This window comes from Vulcanithermus mediatlanticus (assembly GCF_055385885.1).
Genome location: NZ_AP042385.1, coordinates 822,787 through 837,217, shown reverse-complemented (window position 1 = coordinate 837,217; position 14,431 = coordinate 822,787). Strand labels below are relative to the sequence as shown.

The 14,431-nt window shown below is 61.4% G+C and carries 10 protein-coding genes and 1 pseudogene; 6 read left to right on the top strand and 5 right to left on the bottom strand.

Going from position 1 to position 14,431, the window contains the following annotated elements; translation table 11 throughout:
* Positions 1-47 precede the first annotated feature (47 nt).
* The 3 genes from ACZ5BT_RS05220 to moaA all read left to right on the top strand — a co-directional run bounded on the left by ACZ5BT_RS05220 (position 48) and on the right by moaA (position 2,758).
* Positions 48-1,214: an acyl-CoA dehydrogenase family protein gene (locus ACZ5BT_RS05220; protein WP_464885553.1), complete on the top strand. Its 1,167-nt coding sequence runs from the start codon at positions 48-50 to the stop codon at positions 1,212-1,214.
* Positions 1,211-1,675 (top strand): PaaI family thioesterase, encoded by a 465-nt coding sequence (locus ACZ5BT_RS05215; protein ID WP_464885552.1) that lies wholly within the window; start codon positions 1,211-1,213, stop codon positions 1,673-1,675. The genes ACZ5BT_RS05220 and ACZ5BT_RS05215 overlap by 4 nt, the downstream gene beginning before the upstream one ends.
* Before the next feature lie 108 nt (positions 1,676-1,783).
* The gene (gene moaA / locus ACZ5BT_RS05210) at positions 1,784-2,758 is read left to right on the top strand and encodes a GTP 3',8-cyclase MoaA (RefSeq protein ID WP_464885551.1); all 975 of its coding nucleotides are present in this window, start codon (positions 1,784-1,786) and stop codon (positions 2,756-2,758) included.
* 5 nt (positions 2,759-2,763) lie between these two features.
* On the opposite strand, the gene ACZ5BT_RS05205 is transcribed toward moaA, so the two are convergent.
* The 5 genes and pseudogenes from ACZ5BT_RS05205 to ACZ5BT_RS05185 all read right to left on the bottom strand — a co-directional run.
* A complete protein-coding gene (locus tag ACZ5BT_RS05205) occupies positions 2,764-5,670 on the bottom strand; it encodes a type I restriction endonuclease subunit R (RefSeq protein ID WP_464885550.1) in 2,907 nt (968 codons plus the stop codon).
* The gene (locus tag ACZ5BT_RS05200; protein WP_464885770.1) at positions 5,667-6,926 is read right to left on the bottom strand and encodes a restriction endonuclease subunit S; all 1,260 of its coding nucleotides are present in this window, start codon (positions 6,924-6,926) and stop codon (positions 5,667-5,669) included. The genes ACZ5BT_RS05205 and ACZ5BT_RS05200 overlap by 4 nt, the downstream gene beginning before the upstream one ends.
* Before the next feature lie 197 nt (positions 6,927-7,123).
* On the bottom strand, positions 7,124-7,936 hold the full coding sequence (locus ACZ5BT_RS05195; protein WP_464885549.1) for a TIGR02391 family protein: 813 nt from the start codon (positions 7,934-7,936) through the stop codon (positions 7,124-7,126).
* A 6-nt stretch (positions 7,937-7,942) separates the two neighbouring features.
* Positions 7,943-8,854, bottom strand: coding sequence for an HsdM family class I SAM-dependent methyltransferase (locus ACZ5BT_RS05190; RefSeq protein WP_464885548.1), 912 nt, complete (start codon positions 8,852-8,854; stop codon positions 7,943-7,945).
* 61 nt (positions 8,855-8,915) lie between these two features.
* Positions 8,916-9,893, bottom strand: a pseudogene (locus tag ACZ5BT_RS05185) (type I restriction-modification system subunit M); the annotation flags it as partial.
* Between the two features lie 135 nt (positions 9,894-10,028).
* Here ACZ5BT_RS05185 and ACZ5BT_RS05180 point away from each other — a divergent pair.
* From ACZ5BT_RS05180 to ACZ5BT_RS05170, 3 genes are all read left to right on the top strand, one after another.
* Positions 10,029-13,700, top strand: a complete 3,672-nt coding sequence (locus tag ACZ5BT_RS05180; RefSeq protein ID WP_464885547.1) for a PAS domain S-box protein — start codon at positions 10,029-10,031, stop codon at positions 13,698-13,700.
* Between the two features lie 291 nt (positions 13,701-13,991).
* Positions 13,992-14,279: a 30S ribosomal protein S20 gene (gene rpsT, locus ACZ5BT_RS05175; protein WP_464885546.1), complete on the top strand. Its 288-nt coding sequence runs from the start codon at positions 13,992-13,994 to the stop codon at positions 14,277-14,279.
* A gap of 8 nt (positions 14,280-14,287) precedes the next feature.
* Positions 14,288-14,371, top strand: a complete 84-nt coding sequence (locus ACZ5BT_RS05170) for a 30S ribosomal protein THX (protein WP_008632889.1) — start codon at positions 14,288-14,290, stop codon at positions 14,369-14,371.
* Positions 14,372-14,431: the final 60 nt, after the last annotated feature.

The following is a 14,431-nucleotide window of genomic DNA, read 5'->3' as shown; positions in this document are numbered from 1 at the left end:
GACAGGAGAAAAGGCGTTATATTCGTAGGCACAGGAGGTCGCATGCGATGAGCGAATCGTTGTGGTTTGAAGCCACCGCCGAGGAGCGCGAGCTTTTGCAGGCGGTTCGGAGCTACCTCAAGGAGCGGGTCATACCGACGGCGGACGCGCGCGACCGGGAGGGAGGGTTTCCCTTCGAGATCGTCCGGGAGCTGGCAGAGCTCGGGGTGTTCGGCCTCATGGTGCCCGAGGCCTACGGCGGGCTCGGTCTCCCGGCGCGCACCGCGATGCAGATCATCGAGGCAATCGGCTACGCCGACGGGGCGCTCGGCCTGACCGTCGCCAGCCATAACTCCTTGGCCACGGGTCACGTGCTGCTGGCGGGCAGCGAGGCGCAAAAGGCGCACTTTTTGCCCAAGATGGCTTCGGGCGAGTGGCTCGGGGCCTGGGGACTGACCGAACCCGGCTCCGGATCCGACGCCGCGGCGCTCGCGAGCCGGGCCGAGGCCACCGCCGACGGCTGGGTGTTGAACGGCAGCAAGCAGTTCATTACCCAGGGGTCGGTGGCCGGGGCCTACGTGGTCATGGCGCGCACCGACCCGGCGCCGCCAGGCAAAAAGCACCTCGGAATCTCGGCCTTCGTGTTTGAGGCCGGGGCCAAGGGGCTTCGCATCGGCCGCAAGGAGGAAAAGCTCGGTCTTCGCGCCTCCGACACCGCCCAGCTCATCTTCGAGGACCTTCACCTCCCCAAAGACGCCCTGCTCGGCGAACGGGGCAAGGGATTTTACGACGTGCTGCAGGTGCTCGACGGCGGCCGGGTTGGGATCGCGGCGCTGAGCGTGGGCATTGGTCGGGCGGCCCTGGACCTCGCCGCCCGCTACAGCGTGGAACGAAAGGCCTTCGGGCGCGCGATCGCCGAGTTCGAAGGGATATCTTTCAAGCTCGCCCAGATGGCCACCGAGCTCGAGGCCGCCCGGCTCCTCTACCTGAAGGCGGCGGCGCTCAAGGACGCCGGCCGGCCCTACACCATGGCCGCGGCCCAGGCCAAGCTCTTCGCCAGCGAGGCGGCGGTGCGGGCGGCCGACCAGGCGATTCAGATCCTCGGCGGCTACGGCTACGTGATGGACTATCCTGCCCAGCGCTACTGGCGGGATGCGCGGCTCATGGAGATCGGCGAGGGGACGAGCGAGATTTTGCGACTGGTCATCGCCAAAAAACTCCTGGAGGCCTTATGAAGATCGCCATTCAGGACACCTACCCCGACGACGTGGCCCACTGCTTTGGCTGCGGCCGGCTCAACCCCGAGGGCCACCAGATCAAGACCTTTTTAGAGGGTGAGCGCACCGTGACCCGCTTTACGCCAAAGCCTTACCACACCGCGGTGCCGGGCTTCACCTACGGGGGGCTGATCGCCAGCCTGATCGACTGCCACGCCACCGGCTCGGCCGCGATCTTCAAGCTCCTTTCCGAGGGGAAAACGGTCGGATCGGTGCCCGCGCCCCGCTTCGTGACCGCCCACCTCGAGGTCGACTACTTAAAACCCACGCCGCTGGTCCCCTTGGTGCTCTTTGGGCGGGCGCTGGAGGTGAAGGAAAGGAAGGTGGTGGTGGCCACCGAGCTCTACGCCGAGGAGGTGCTGACCGCCAAGGGGCACGCGGTTTTGGTGCTGATGCCCGAGACCATGCGGGCCGGCTAGGGCGGAAACCGGGATCGGGGAAAACGGCCCGGCGCGAGAGGAAATGTGAGGCATTCGCCCTCGCGCGCCGGTCGCGTGTGGTTATACTATGCAATACGCGAGGCGACGATGAGACTGACCGATCGCTACGGCCGTTTGATTAAAGACCTCCGCATTTCGGTCACGCCCCGGTGCAACTATCACTGCACCTACTGTCACCCCCTGGGTATGGAGATGGCTGACCCCCCGGGTACGGTCAGCGTCGAGGACGTCAAAAACTTCATCCAGGCCGGCGTGCTCCTCGGTGCCGAGAGTATCCGTTTCACCGGGGGCGAGCCGCTGGTCCGCAAGGAGCTGCCCCAGATGGTGGCCGTGGCGCGCGAGCTGGGGATTGACGATGTGGCGGTGACCACCAACGCCACCGCGCTCAGAAAGCGCCTGCCCGAGCTGATGGACGCCGGGCTTCGCCGCGTCAACATCTCCCTCGATGCCCGTGACCCCGAGGTCTTCCGACAGATTACCCGTGGCGGTCGGGTTGAGGAGGTCTGGGACGGTATCGAGGCGGTTTTGGAAGCCGATTTGCACCCGGTGAAGCTCAACGCGGTGGTGATCCGGGGCATGAATGACGGCGAGGTGGTCCCCCTGGCCGAGCTGACCCTCGACCGGCCCCTGCACATGCGCTTCATCGAGTACATGCACCTCAACAACGCCCCGTTCGAGGAGTACAAGCGCCAATTCATCCCCGGGCGCGAGATCCGGGCGATGATCGAGGCGCGCTATGGGGCGCTCGAGGCCGTGCCCACCGATCCCAGCTCGCCGGCCCGGGTGTTCCGCATTCCCGGGGCCGAGGGCACGGTGGGCTTCATCAACCCGGTTTCTGAGCCATTTTGCGCCAACTGCTCTCGCCTCCGCCTCACCTCGGACAAAAAGATCCGGCCCTGCCTCCTGACCGAACTCGAGCTCGATATCGCCTGGGCTTTTTCTGCCGACAACCCCGTCGAGGCCCTGGTCGACGCCATCTTGATGGCCACCGACCGGAAACCGGCCTTCGGCAATACCCTGCCCACCCGCCGCGAGCGGGTGATGCTCGGCATCGGGGGCTAGGGCCTTCAGGAGATAAGTTCAAGCAGCTTTTCTACGAGGAATCCCCGGAACTCATCACGGGCCATCACTTCCTTGTAAAGCTGGGTTTGGTCCTGCATATGCTTGAGAACGATTTCTTTGATCGCCCGTTCCACCTCGATCTTGAGATTTTGATGGTCTCCCTGCTGGCGCGCGTTATTCACCCGTTCGTCCTTCTTTAACTCTTCGGGTATCTCTTCGAAGACGAAGCGCACGACCTTGTCCTCGTCGTTCCAGTCGATGTTGCCAAAGCGTTCGTTAAACTCCCGGATGATCTCGCTCAAGGGTTCGAGCTCGGGTTCCGGTACCCTGGCGCGGGCCGAATTGGGCACCGGCTCGACCTCGCCCTCTTCCTTGGGCAGGGCGATGGCTCGGGTCTCCTTGACCTCGAGGCGGTAGGTCTCCATGTCAATGGTGTCGAGAATACCTTGCGACAGGTCTTCTTCGACCGGCGCCGGCAGTTTGGGAACCAAGAGGTTTAAAAAGACCGCCATCTTCTCCCACTCGGCTACGGTGTAGTCGAGCAGGGCGGCGAGGAAGTTGTAGGCGCGCAAGAACGCCTTAGCCCGGCTTTTGAACTCGACCTGCTCGTCTTCTTCGAGGTCTTCCCAGTAACGCTTGGCAATTTCCTCCAAGATGGGCTCGATCGTCTCGCGCGGCGCGTCCTTCAGAAAGCGCCCTACCACCTCGTCGACCTCCTCCGTGCTGAAAAGCTGCGCTTCTTTGATCTCGCGCAAGAGGTCGTGCAACCGGTTGGGGTCGGTTTCGCCGACCAAGATCGTGCCTTGGTAGTAGGGCTCGAACGCCTTCTTGATCGTGTCCTCGTCGTTGACGAAGTCCAAGACGAAGGTGTCGTGCTTTTTGGGGTGTGCCCGGTTGAGCCGGGAGAGCGTTTGCACCGCTTTGACCCCAGAGAGCGGCTTGTCCACGTACATCGTGTGCAAGAGGGGCTCGTCGAAGCCGGTCTGGTACTTGTCAGCGACGATCAGGAAACGGTAGGGATCCTCGCGGAACTTCTTCGGTGTCTGGCTCTCGGGGAATCCGTTCAAGATCGCTTCGCTCACCGTCTGACCTTTGTACTCTCGTTCCCCCGAAAAGGCGACGATCGCTTTAAAAGGGCTCTTTATTTCCTTTAAGTAGCTTTGGAAGGCGAAAAAATACTCGATCGCCTGGTTCACGCTGCTGGTTACCACCATGGCCCGGGCTTGCCCTTCTATTTTCCACTTCACGTGGCGGTGAAAGTGATCGATCATGATCTCGGCTTTCTGGCGGATCGCGTGCTCGTGGTGCTCAACATAGCGGCGAAGCTTTTTGTGCGCCTTCTTGGCATCAAAAAGCGGGTCGTCCTCGATGGTCTTGATGAGCCGGTAGTAACTCTTCACCGGGGTGTAGTGGGCGAGCACGTCGAGGATGAAGCCCTCCTCGATGGCCTGGCGCATGCTGTAAAGGTGGAACGGCCGGTAGTGCACCTCGCCGCCTTCCGCCACGCGCTCCCCGAACATCTCGAGCGTTTTGTTCTTGGGGGTGGCGGTGAACGCGAAGAAGCTCGCGTTCTTCGGCAGCCGGCGGGCTTCGGCGAGGAGGTTCAAGAGGTCTTCCTCGTCAGCATCCTCGGGAATCTCGATGCCTTTCAAAACCTGGGCCATAGCGCCCATCAGCCGCCCACCCTGGCTGGAGTGGGCTTCGTCGATCACGATGGCGAAGCGGCGCTCTCCCAGCTCCCCTTGGATGGCGTCGAGGATGAAGGGAAACTTTTGCATCGTGGTGATTACGATCTTCTTTCCTTGAAAGAGAAGCTCGGCCAGGTCGCGGGCACGTTCGGCGTGGCCCACCACCTGGCGTACCTGGGCGAACTGCTTGATGGTCTGGTGGATTTGCCGGTCGAGGACGCGCCGATCGGTCACCACGACCACGGAATCGAAGACGGGCTTGCCTTCTTTTTTTAGCGAAACCAGTTGATGCGCCAGCCAGGCGATGGAGTTGCTCTTGCCGCTGCCGGTGGAGTGCTGGATCAGGTAGCGCCGCCCCGCGCCGCTTTTTTTTGCGTCGGCAAGGAGCTTTCGCACCGCGTCGAGCTGGTGGTAGCGTGGGAAGATCTGCTTTTCGATTTTCTTGCCGTCCTTCTCTTCCTTCACCACCTGGGCGTAGTTTTCAAGGATGTCGGCGAGGCTCTCACGGGCGAGTACCTCGCGCCAGAGGTAGTCGGTGGCAAACCCTTCGGGGTTCGGGGGGTTGCCTGCGCCGCCATTGTAGCCCTTGTTGAAGGGAAGGAACCACGTTTTCTTGCCCGCAAGGCGGGTGGTCATGTAAACGAGCTGGTCGTCCACGGCGAAGTGCACCAACATCCGTTTGAAGCGGAAGAGCGGCTCGCGAAAATCCCGGTCTTCCTCGTACTGGCGAATCGCGTGCTTGTAGTTTTGGCCGGTGGGGCGGTTTTTAAGCTCCATCGAAACCAGCGGTAGCCCGTTTAAAAAGAGCACGACGTCCAAAGCGTTTTCGTTTTTGAGCGAGTAGCGGAGCTGCCGGGTGACGCTAAAGACGTTTTGCGCGTGCAGCGCCTCCGCTTGCACGTTGCCCGGCGTGGGGCGGCCGTAGTAGAGGTCGAGGTGAACCGGCCCGTGGTCGATCCCCTTTCGTAGCACGTCGAGGACGCCGCGCCGGTCGAGCTCGCCTTTTAACCGGCTCAGGAACTTCCTCCGGTTGAAGTCGTCGGTTAAATTGAGTCGCTCAAGCTTTGCCGGTTGGGTGGCCTCCAGGAAGGAAAGGAGCTTCGCCACGTCCACGCCGTACTCGCGGTCGAAGTCCTCGGGACGCCCCTTTTGGTAGCCCCGGGCCAGAAGGTCGCGCTCGACCGCTTCTTCCAAGGCTTTTTCACGCATGTCGGTGGGGCTCATGCGGGTTCCTCCGCGGGTTCGGCCTCGGGTTCCTCCTCCTCCGCCACCCTGCCGTTTTCCTTCAAGGACGCCTCGAGGGCTCCTATTTTGGCATCAAGCTCCGGCTCCTCCTCGGGGAGCGTTTTCGCCACCTCGCGCACGTCGTATTTGCCGGTAACCACGTCGGCGATCAGCTTGGTACGGAGTTCTTCCCAGAGCTCGATGCTTTTTTTCGTCTTCTCAATCGCGGCGCCGATCTTCCTGGTTTCGCGGTCGAGGTATTCGGCGATGGCGCGTTGTTCGGGGAGGGGTGGGAGGGGAACGGGGAAGTTAGCGATAAAGTCCGCGGGTACTCGTTGTTGACCTGCGGCACCGGTCATGTGGTCGGCACCGAGGCGGCGGAACTCCGAATGGACTGTAAGCAGGTATAGATATTTGGGAAGGATAAGCTTGGAGGGACGGAGAACGTGGAATTCGGTTGATCCGAAACCGAGAGTTGTCGGAAGAGTTTCCAGCAAAGCCCCCTTTCCATTTTCGAAGGAGGGGGTTATTTTTGCGACTATAACGTCGCCTTTTCGAAAGTATGTGAAGCCGTTCCATAGGTCTTTAACAGGACGTATTTCGCTAGCGTCAAAGGTGCCGTCGTTTCCTACCCGCTCCATAGGCAAAAACGTGGCAAGCCCCGTGCGTAATGCGCGCGGCACTTCGGTTTTGCTAGGATTGAGCCGCGTGACGCGTTTGAGTTGCTTGACTTCCCACTCTTCCGGAACCTTCCCCAGCCACTCCTCCCCCGAATCCTTGTAGGCCGGATAGGGCTTGCCGGTGCGCACGTCGAACTTACCGGTAACTGCGTCGTCGATGAGCGTTTGCCGGTACTCCTCTAAAAGCTGAATGCGCCTCTTCCGTGCCGCGATAATGAGCCTTATCCGCCGGTCAGCCCAGTCGAGGAACTTTGCGATGGCGCGTTGTTCGGAAAGGGATGGGAGTGGAAAAGAGATGTCCAAGAAACTTTCGTCTGTGATCTGAAGCCGCGATATCCAAACACCTTTGGAGCGAGTTTGCAACTCCCATTGGAAGGGTGATGATCGAACTAAATAGTGGAAAAATATTTGCGACCACTTGTTATTATGCTTCAACCGGAAAACGCTATAAGCTGTGCTAACGATTCCATGAAAAGGAGAAAACCCCAAGCCGCCTGCCCATGCCCAAAGGCTATTTATCACTAAATCTCCCGGCCAGCAAAGTTTATATCCTGCATAAGATTCTGCTTTGAACATCGTAACGCTTGCTTGCTGCCGCTTAACTACGCCATGTGCAGATGATACAGTGAGTAGCTCTTCATTCCCGGAATCGCTGCGCACATCAATAGTTCGGAATAAAGCTTTACCTCGGAGCAGCTTCCAACTGGTCGGTAGTTTACATAGCCAAGGTAATAACGTGTTCTTATAAGCAGGGTAAGGTTTTATGTCGTTGATCACAGCTTCCTCCCGCTTTTTGTTGCGCTCACACATTTGTCCAGCTTGTAATGCAAGAGCGAGATCAACGTCAAATAGTCCGCCACCTCTTCAGCATCCTCTGCCCAGAGAACTTTGGGCTCATGTGCGCGTGGATTGCGTATCGCGGAAAAGCAGCCCTTTAGCAACCAGATAAAACCGCGATGCTGCGCTCGCTCGGTTTCTGTTGCTAGTGCATTAAACGCGAGCTTGGGAGTTCTGCCCTCAAAAACTTTTTCTACAAGCTTTACCCCGTCGCCTTTGACGCCGGATAGTTCCCGGATGCGCTGCGCTAAGCCTTTACAAGCCTCGAAGACGGCGTGGAAATAATTCTCATGAAGAATTTCTGCTTTGCAATACTTTAAAACTTCTGGATGTAGCTGACGTTCGGCAATCTTTATAGCTAGCGCCTGGGCTCGTTTGTGCGCCTCATCGAGTGTCTTCGCCTGCTTTACTTTTCTAAATTTCCGGTCGTTTCCATATTCCCAACCCTCTAACGCTAGAAGTGTATTAATTTCGCGGCGGTGAAATTCGAACTCTACGGGGTTGTCAACGTAGCGGGCTGGGTCAAGGATGGTTCGAATGAGTTCTAGCACCGGATCTCCACAGTCGCATTCGCGTTGTGACTTGCTTAAATACCAATGAAGCCTCTTCCACTTAGTGGATTGGCCCGACTGGTCTTCTATTCCTATCGCCTCAAATATGCGATCGATCTCACTACCCGTGACCCATTCGCCGAGCTTCCTTGCGATTTGTATTAACTGCCCAGGGCTAAAGGGGACAACTTTTGCCATGGCAATCTACCCCCCTAAGAGTTCCCGAAGTAGCTCAGACGCTTCTTGTTCTATAACTTGAAGTTCGCTTCGAATTTCTTTTAACGGTCTCAGCGCTTTCGGCTTATAGAAGTACCGGTTGAAGTTGATTTCGTACCCGATCTTCACTTTCTCCGGGTCGTACCAGGCGTCCGGGGCGTAGGGGAGCACCTCGCGCTTTAAGAAAGCTTCGATGCCGCCCTCTTCCAGAAGGGGCACCTGTTCGGTGTCGCGGAGCTCGGGGTCAGGCTCGTATTCCACGACCCGCTTTTCGCCGTTCAGCTCCACTTCGAAGCGCCCACGTAAGGGATCGGGGGCGGTGCCCTTCTTGTGAATCTTCTTGATCACCGGCGGGGCGTCCTCGGCGCGCTCGTGCGTTTCTTTTAGCTTCTTGATCTCCGAGGCCTTGTAGGCGCGGTGGGGGTCAATGCCTTTTAGGCGCAAGGGGCGCTCGACCGTGACTTTGTAGTAGCCGAAGGCCTCGTTGGGGAAGATCTTCGAGTGCTCGTTTTCTTCGAAGGCGAGAAAGGTTTGGAGAATGCGCTCGATGTCTTCCTCGGAAAGTTCACGGTTTTTCTTGCCCAGGTTCTTGCGAAGGGGCTTATACCAGCCAGTTGCGTCGATGAGCTGCACCTTGCCCCGGCGGTGCTCGGGCTTGCGGTTGGTAACAATCCAGATATAGGTGGCGATGCCGGTGTTGTAGAAGAGGTTCAAGGGCAGGGCGACGATGGCCTCGAGCCAGTCGTTTTCGATGATGTAGCGGCGGATGTTGCTCTCGCCCGAACCCGCGTCGCCGGTGAAAAGCGAGCTGCCGTTGTGAATTTCGGCGATACGGCTGCCAAGCGGGGGTGTCGCGCTTCGTTTTGGCCACTTTGTTGGCCAGGAAAAGCAGTTGGCCATCGCTTACACGGGGGATGAGCCGGAGTTCTTCGTCTTTATGCATTACCACAAAGCGGGAGTCGTTTAAGCCCTCTTTTCCACCCATGTGGGCGAGGTCAACCTTCCAGCTCTTGCCGTAGGGCGGGTTTGAGAGCATGAAGTCGAAGCGCATCTTCGGGAAGGCGTCTTCGGAGAGTGTGGAGCCGAGTTTAATGTTGTCGGCTTGGTCGCCCTCCTCGCCCTTGAGGAGCATGTCGGCCTTGGCGATGGCGTAGGTCTCGGGGTTCACTTCTTGGCCGTAGAGGTGGACGCTCACCTTCTTGCCGCGCTCCTGGGCAATGCGCCGGAGCTCTTCCTCGGCGAGGGTGAGCATGCCCCCGGTGCCGGCGGCACCATCGTAGATGAGGTAGGTGCCGTTCTCGATGCGGTCGGCGATGGGCTCGAAGGTGAGGCGCGCCATCAGGCGCACCACGTCGCGTGGGGTGAAGTGCTCGCCAGCTTCTTCGTTGTTCTCCTCGTTGAAGCGGCGCACCAGCTCCTCGAAGATCGTGCCCATGGCGTGGTTGTCGAGGCCGGGCAGGTCATTTTGCGGATGGGGGCTTAGGTTGATGCGCGGGTCCACGAACTTTTCGATGAGGACGTAGAGGATGCCCCTTTGCGCCATGTGGTCGATGTGCTGGTGCAGCTTGAAGTTGCGGATGATGTCTTGGACGTTGCTTGAAAAGCCCTCCAGGTAGGCGCGGAAGTTTTGCTCGATTTGCTTAGGGTCGTTGAGCAGGCTACGTAGCGTAAAGGGGGAGGCGTTAAAGAAGGGATAGCCCGAGATATGCTTGAGGGCAGGCTCCAGTAGCTCTGGTTGGGTAAGCCCTGCAGCCTCGAGCCTCGCCTTCTCGGCCAAGACCGCTTCTTTGGTGGGCTCCAGCACTGCGTCGAAGCGCCGGATCACGGTCATGGGCAGGATGATGTCCGGGTACTTGCCGCGTTTGAAGTGGTCGCGCAAAACGTCGTCGGCGATGGACCAGATGAAGTTCACGATCCGGTTGTGCTGGCTGTGGGTCATAAAATTATGCTAGCGCAGAAAAGCCAGGGGTTGAGGTCACGTGCCTGGTTGAAGGCGGACCAGCCGTCAAGATCCTAGACGCATGGCTTTCATTACGCGCAGTTTCTGGATAGTCGATTAGTATGAAAAATAGCCATGCTGAACGTGCTCTGGGTCGGTGAACACAGTGGCGTTCGCTTGCTCGGGGGTGCGGCCGTATCGCGCGTCCACACCTTGGCGGACCTTCGACATGCGCTGGAGGAGGGGCGCGCGGCGATGGTCCTGGTGGCCGGCGGGGTGGAGGGCATGGATCCGGAATCCGTGCTTCGATTCGTTCGTGAGCATGCCCCCGACGTTCCCGTGCTTGCCCTCGAGGCCCCGGAGGCGTCGAGCCTTGAGAGGCTGCCGGTGGCCTTTTTTCGCGTTTCAACCGAGGGCCGAATTCTGTATTCGAACACGTCCCTGGCCCGTTTGCTCGGTTGCAGCCAGGATGCGCTCGAAGCGGTGTCGGTTTGGGACTTTCTCGCCGATCCGAAGGAAAAGGCGCGGTGGTTGCGAGCGCTCGAGGAGGCCGAGGGGCAGGCCGTGCGCCGCTTTGGCCTCAGGAAAAAGGATGGGCGGGAGATTTTCGTCGAGGCCCGTGCCCGGGCGCTGCGCGACCGGGAGGGGCGGGTTTTCGCCTACGAGGGCGTACTGCTTGAACTTTCCGAGCTCTTGCGCCAGGAAGAGTGGTTCCGGGCGTTGGTCGAAAATGCCTCCGACCTGATCTACGTCGTTGGTCCCGATGGCACCATGCGCTACGCCAGCCCGAACGTGGGCCAGGTGCTCGGATACGACCCGGAAGGGTATAAGCAGGAGCGGGTCAATATCGAGGCCTACATCCACCCCGAGGACCTTCCCTACGCCCGCCAGGCCCTCGAGGACCTGGTGCGCCACCCCAGGAAAACCCGGATCTACCGCATCCGGATCCTCGATCGCCAGGGCCGGGTCCGGCGGGTTCGCGTCTGGGGCCGGAACCTGCTCGATCATCCCGCCGTCGCCGGCATCGTGCTCAACGTCCGCGACGTAACCGAGGAGGCGGAGCTCGGCGAGGCGCTGGAGCGGGAGCGCGTCAGGCTCAAAGGGGTGGTGGAAGCGCTGCCCGGGGTGGTCTACCAGGCCGAGGTCGCGGAGGGCCACGACGTGGTCAGCGCCCCCATGAGCTTCGTGTCGCCCCAGGTCGAGGCGATCCTTGGCCACGCCCCGGAGCGTTTTCTCTCCGATCCGGGCTTCTTCTTTGCCCAGGTTCACCCCGACGACGTCGAGGCGGTGAAGGCGGCGATCCGCCGGGCGAGGGCCAGGGAAGGGGAAGTTCAGTCGGTCCTGTACCGCTACCGGCACGGCGCATCGGGGAACTGGCTCTGGTTGAGGGACTACATCGTCTTCAAGTCCGAGGGCGCACAGGGGCTCCTCACCGGGGTCACCGTCGATGTGACGGCGACGGTGAGGACCGAGCGCACGGTGAGGGTGCTTGAGCGGGCCCTCGAGGCCGCTGCCAACGCCATCGCCATCACCGACCGGAACGGGGTGATCGAGTGGGTCAACCCGGCCCTGAGCGAGCTTACCGGTTATAGCCGGGAAGAGCTTCTCGGCCGCGACTTCCGCTTGCTCAAGTCCGGCGTCCAGGATGCCCGCTTCTACCGGGAGATGTGGGACACCATTCTCTCGGGTCGGGTGTGGCGGGGCACCCTGGTCAACCGACGGAAGGACGGCCGCCTCTACACCGAGGAGATGACCATTACCCCGACGCTCGAGGGCGGCGAGGTCCGTCACTTCGTGGTGATCAAGCAGGACGTAACCGAACGGATCCAGAGGGAACGGGCCCTGCGCGAGTCCGAGATCCGCTTCCGCACCCTGGCCGAGACCGCCCCCGCCCTCATCCTCATGTGGCAGGTGGGGGAAGATGGCACCGCCCGCCTGGTCTACGCCAACGACATGGCCACCAGGATCACCGGCTACAGCCGCGAGGAGCTGGCGGCGCGCTCGATCTGGGCGTTCGTGCACCCCGAAGACCGCGAGATGGTGAGGCGGCGCGGCCTGGCCCGGATGCAGGGAAAAGCCGTTTCCGAGCGCTACACCTTCCGCATCCTCACCAAGGCGGGGGAGGTGCGCTGGTTGGACTACTCCGGCGCCGGGCTTGAGCTCGGGGGAAAGCCGGCGGCGCTCGGCGTTGGGCTCGACGTGACCGAGACCCGCGAACGGCAGCTCGATCTCGAGGCCATCGTCCAGCTCTCCGGCGTCATGCGACGTTACGAGGGCTCGGCGGAGATGATGGCCGCGGCGCTGGACAAGGTGATGGATTTGCTGGGGGCCCGGGCCGGCGCGTTGCTCGTTTACCGGCCCGGCACCTACCGCCTCGAGGCGATGGCCGCCCGCGGCTGGATCGACGATCTTCCCCCGGTCAGCGAGACCGACACCGGGGTGAGCAGCTGGGTCCTCAGGCATAAGGCGCCCCGGTTCATGCCAGAGATCCGCGAGGACCCGCTGGTGCGCCCCGAGGTTCGGTCTCTGGTGCCCGAGGGCTGGTCGGGCCTTTCGTTGCCCCTGGTTGCCGGGCGCGAGGCGATGGGCGTGTTGCACCTGGCCTGGCCAAGGGAGAAGACCCCGACCCCGAGGGTTCAATCGCGCGCCCAGCTGCTCTCCGAGGTCATCGCCAACGCTCTGAGGCGGGCCACGCTGCGCGAGCAACTCGAGCGACGCATCGCCCAGCTCCAGGCGCTCAGGGCCATAGACCTCGCGATCAGCGCCAGCCTCGACCTCGATCTCGCCCTCCAGGTCTTCCTGGATCGGCTGTTCGACCTCCCCATCGACGCGGCGGCGATTTTTCTGTACCGGGCGGAGGAGCGCAGCCTCGAGGTCGTCGCGGCGAAGGGCTTCCCGGAGCCGGTGAGCGAGCTCAGGCGGCTTCAGGTGCCGCTCGGGGTGGGGCACGTCGGCCGGGCGGCCCTGGAAAAACGGGCCATCCAGGTTGACGACCTGGCCAGCGACCCCGGCTTCGCCGGCGAAAGAACCCTTCGCTGGGGGTTTACCGCTGAACGGGCGCTGCCGCTTTGGGCCAAGGGCGAGCTCCTCGGGGCGCTGGCCATGTTTACCCGGGGCCGTGCCCTTAAATTCACGGCCGAAGAGGAGGAGTTTTTGGACGTCCTGGCCACCCAGGGGACCATCGCCATCGAGAACGGCCGGCTGTTTCAGGATCTCAGGCGGGCCAAGCTCGAGCTCGAGGTGGCCTACGACCTCACCCTCGAAGGCTGGGGCAAGGCGGTCGAGCTCCGGGACCAGGAGACGGCGGGTCATACCAAGCGGGTCACCGAGCTCACGCTCAAGCTGGCCCGGCGGCTGGGGGTGCCGGAGGAGGATCTGGTCCACATCCGGCGCGGTGCCATGCTCCACGACATTGGCAAACTCGGTATACCCGACAGGATCCTCCTCAAGCCCGGCCCCCTCAGCGAAGAGGAGTGGGCGATTATGAAAAAGCACCCCGTGTACGCCTACGAGTGGCTCTCGGGGATTCCGTTCCTGAGGAGAGCGCTCGACATTCCCTACGCGCACCACGAGCGCTGGGATGGCTCGGGCTACCCCCGGGGTCTGAAGGGGGAGGCAATTCCAAGGGCAGCGCGTATTTTCGCGGTGGCCGACGTCTACGACGCGCTCACCTCGGACCGACCCTACCGGAAGGCCTGGCCAAGGCATAAGGCCATTGAGTACATCAGAATGCAGGCGGGCAAGCAGTTCGATCCTCGAGTGGTGGAAGCGTTCCTCCAAGTCATAGAGGCGGAGAACGGCGGTTAAGTGAGGGCCCCAGGGTATCTGCGCCACGGGACCTTGATTCGGCCGTGGATCCGCGTGGCGTGACGGCATTCAGGCGTTTTTTGGTGGTTGTCTGGCCTTTTCCCCATCGTGCCGCGAAGGGCGTGGTCGGAGGGCGATCGCGCGAACCGGTCTGGGCTCCGTGAGGCGGTGTCAGGAAGGTCGACCCCGGAAGGTCTCAGACGCAGGGGCCGATGACAAAAGTTGCCAAAAGACCGCCTCGGCGGTTAGGATAAGGGCTGGTTTGCCCTAAGGGGCACTTAGAGGAGGAACATGGCGAAGAGCGCACGCACCCCATCGGCGATGAAACGCCACCGCCAGTCGCTGAAACGGCGGGCCAGGAACCGTTCGAAGAAGTCGGCGATCAAGACGTTCACCAAGAAGGCCATTCTCTCCGCCGAAGCTGGTGAGAAGGCGCAAGCGCTAGAGTATCTGCGCGTGGCCGAGAGCCTCATCGATAAAGCGGCCAAGGGCTCGACGCTGCACTGGCGCACCGCGGCCCGCAAGAAGTCGCGGCTCATGAAGCGCATTCACAAGCTCCTCGGCGGGCTCAGCGCGTAGGAGGCGTCATGGGTAAGGGAGATCGCCGTACCCGTCGCGGGAAAATTTGGCGCGGCACCTACGGAAAATACCGCCCCCGCAAGAAGAAGTAGGCCCAGGGGGCTGTTGCGCTCGGTCGCGCCTTCGGTAAAACGGCGCGGCTCGCGGGCTGC

Coding starts and splice junctions, on each gene's coding strand:
- ACZ5BT_RS05190 (WP_464885548.1), bottom strand. CDS start 8,854: ATGGCCAACTGCTTTTCCTGGCCAACAAAGTGGCCAAAACGAAGCGCG.
- ACZ5BT_RS05215 (WP_464885552.1), top strand. CDS start 1,211: ATGAAGATCGCCATTCAGGACACCTACCCCGACGACGTGGCCCACTGC.
- ACZ5BT_RS05170 (WP_008632889.1), top strand. CDS start 14,288: ATGGGTAAGGGAGATCGCCGTACCCGTCGCGGGAAAATTTGGCGCGGC.
- ACZ5BT_RS05195 (WP_464885549.1), bottom strand. CDS start 7,936: ATGGCAAAAGTTGTCCCCTTTAGCCCTGGGCAGTTAATACAAATCGCA.
- ACZ5BT_RS05220 (WP_464885553.1), top strand. CDS start 48: ATGAGCGAATCGTTGTGGTTTGAAGCCACCGCCGAGGAGCGCGAGCTT.
- ACZ5BT_RS05205 (WP_464885550.1), bottom strand. CDS start 5,670: ATGAGCCCCACCGACATGCGTGAAAAAGCCTTGGAAGAAGCGGTCGAG.
- ACZ5BT_RS05200 (WP_464885770.1), bottom strand. CDS start 6,926: ATGTTCAAAGCAGAATCTTATGCAGGATATAAACTTTGCTGGCCGGGA.
- rpsT (WP_464885546.1), top strand. CDS start 13,992: ATGGCGAAGAGCGCACGCACCCCATCGGCGATGAAACGCCACCGCCAG.
- ACZ5BT_RS05180 (WP_464885547.1), top strand. CDS start 10,029: ATGCTGAACGTGCTCTGGGTCGGTGAACACAGTGGCGTTCGCTTGCTC.
- moaA (WP_464885551.1), top strand. CDS start 1,784: ATGAGACTGACCGATCGCTACGGCCGTTTGATTAAAGACCTCCGCATT.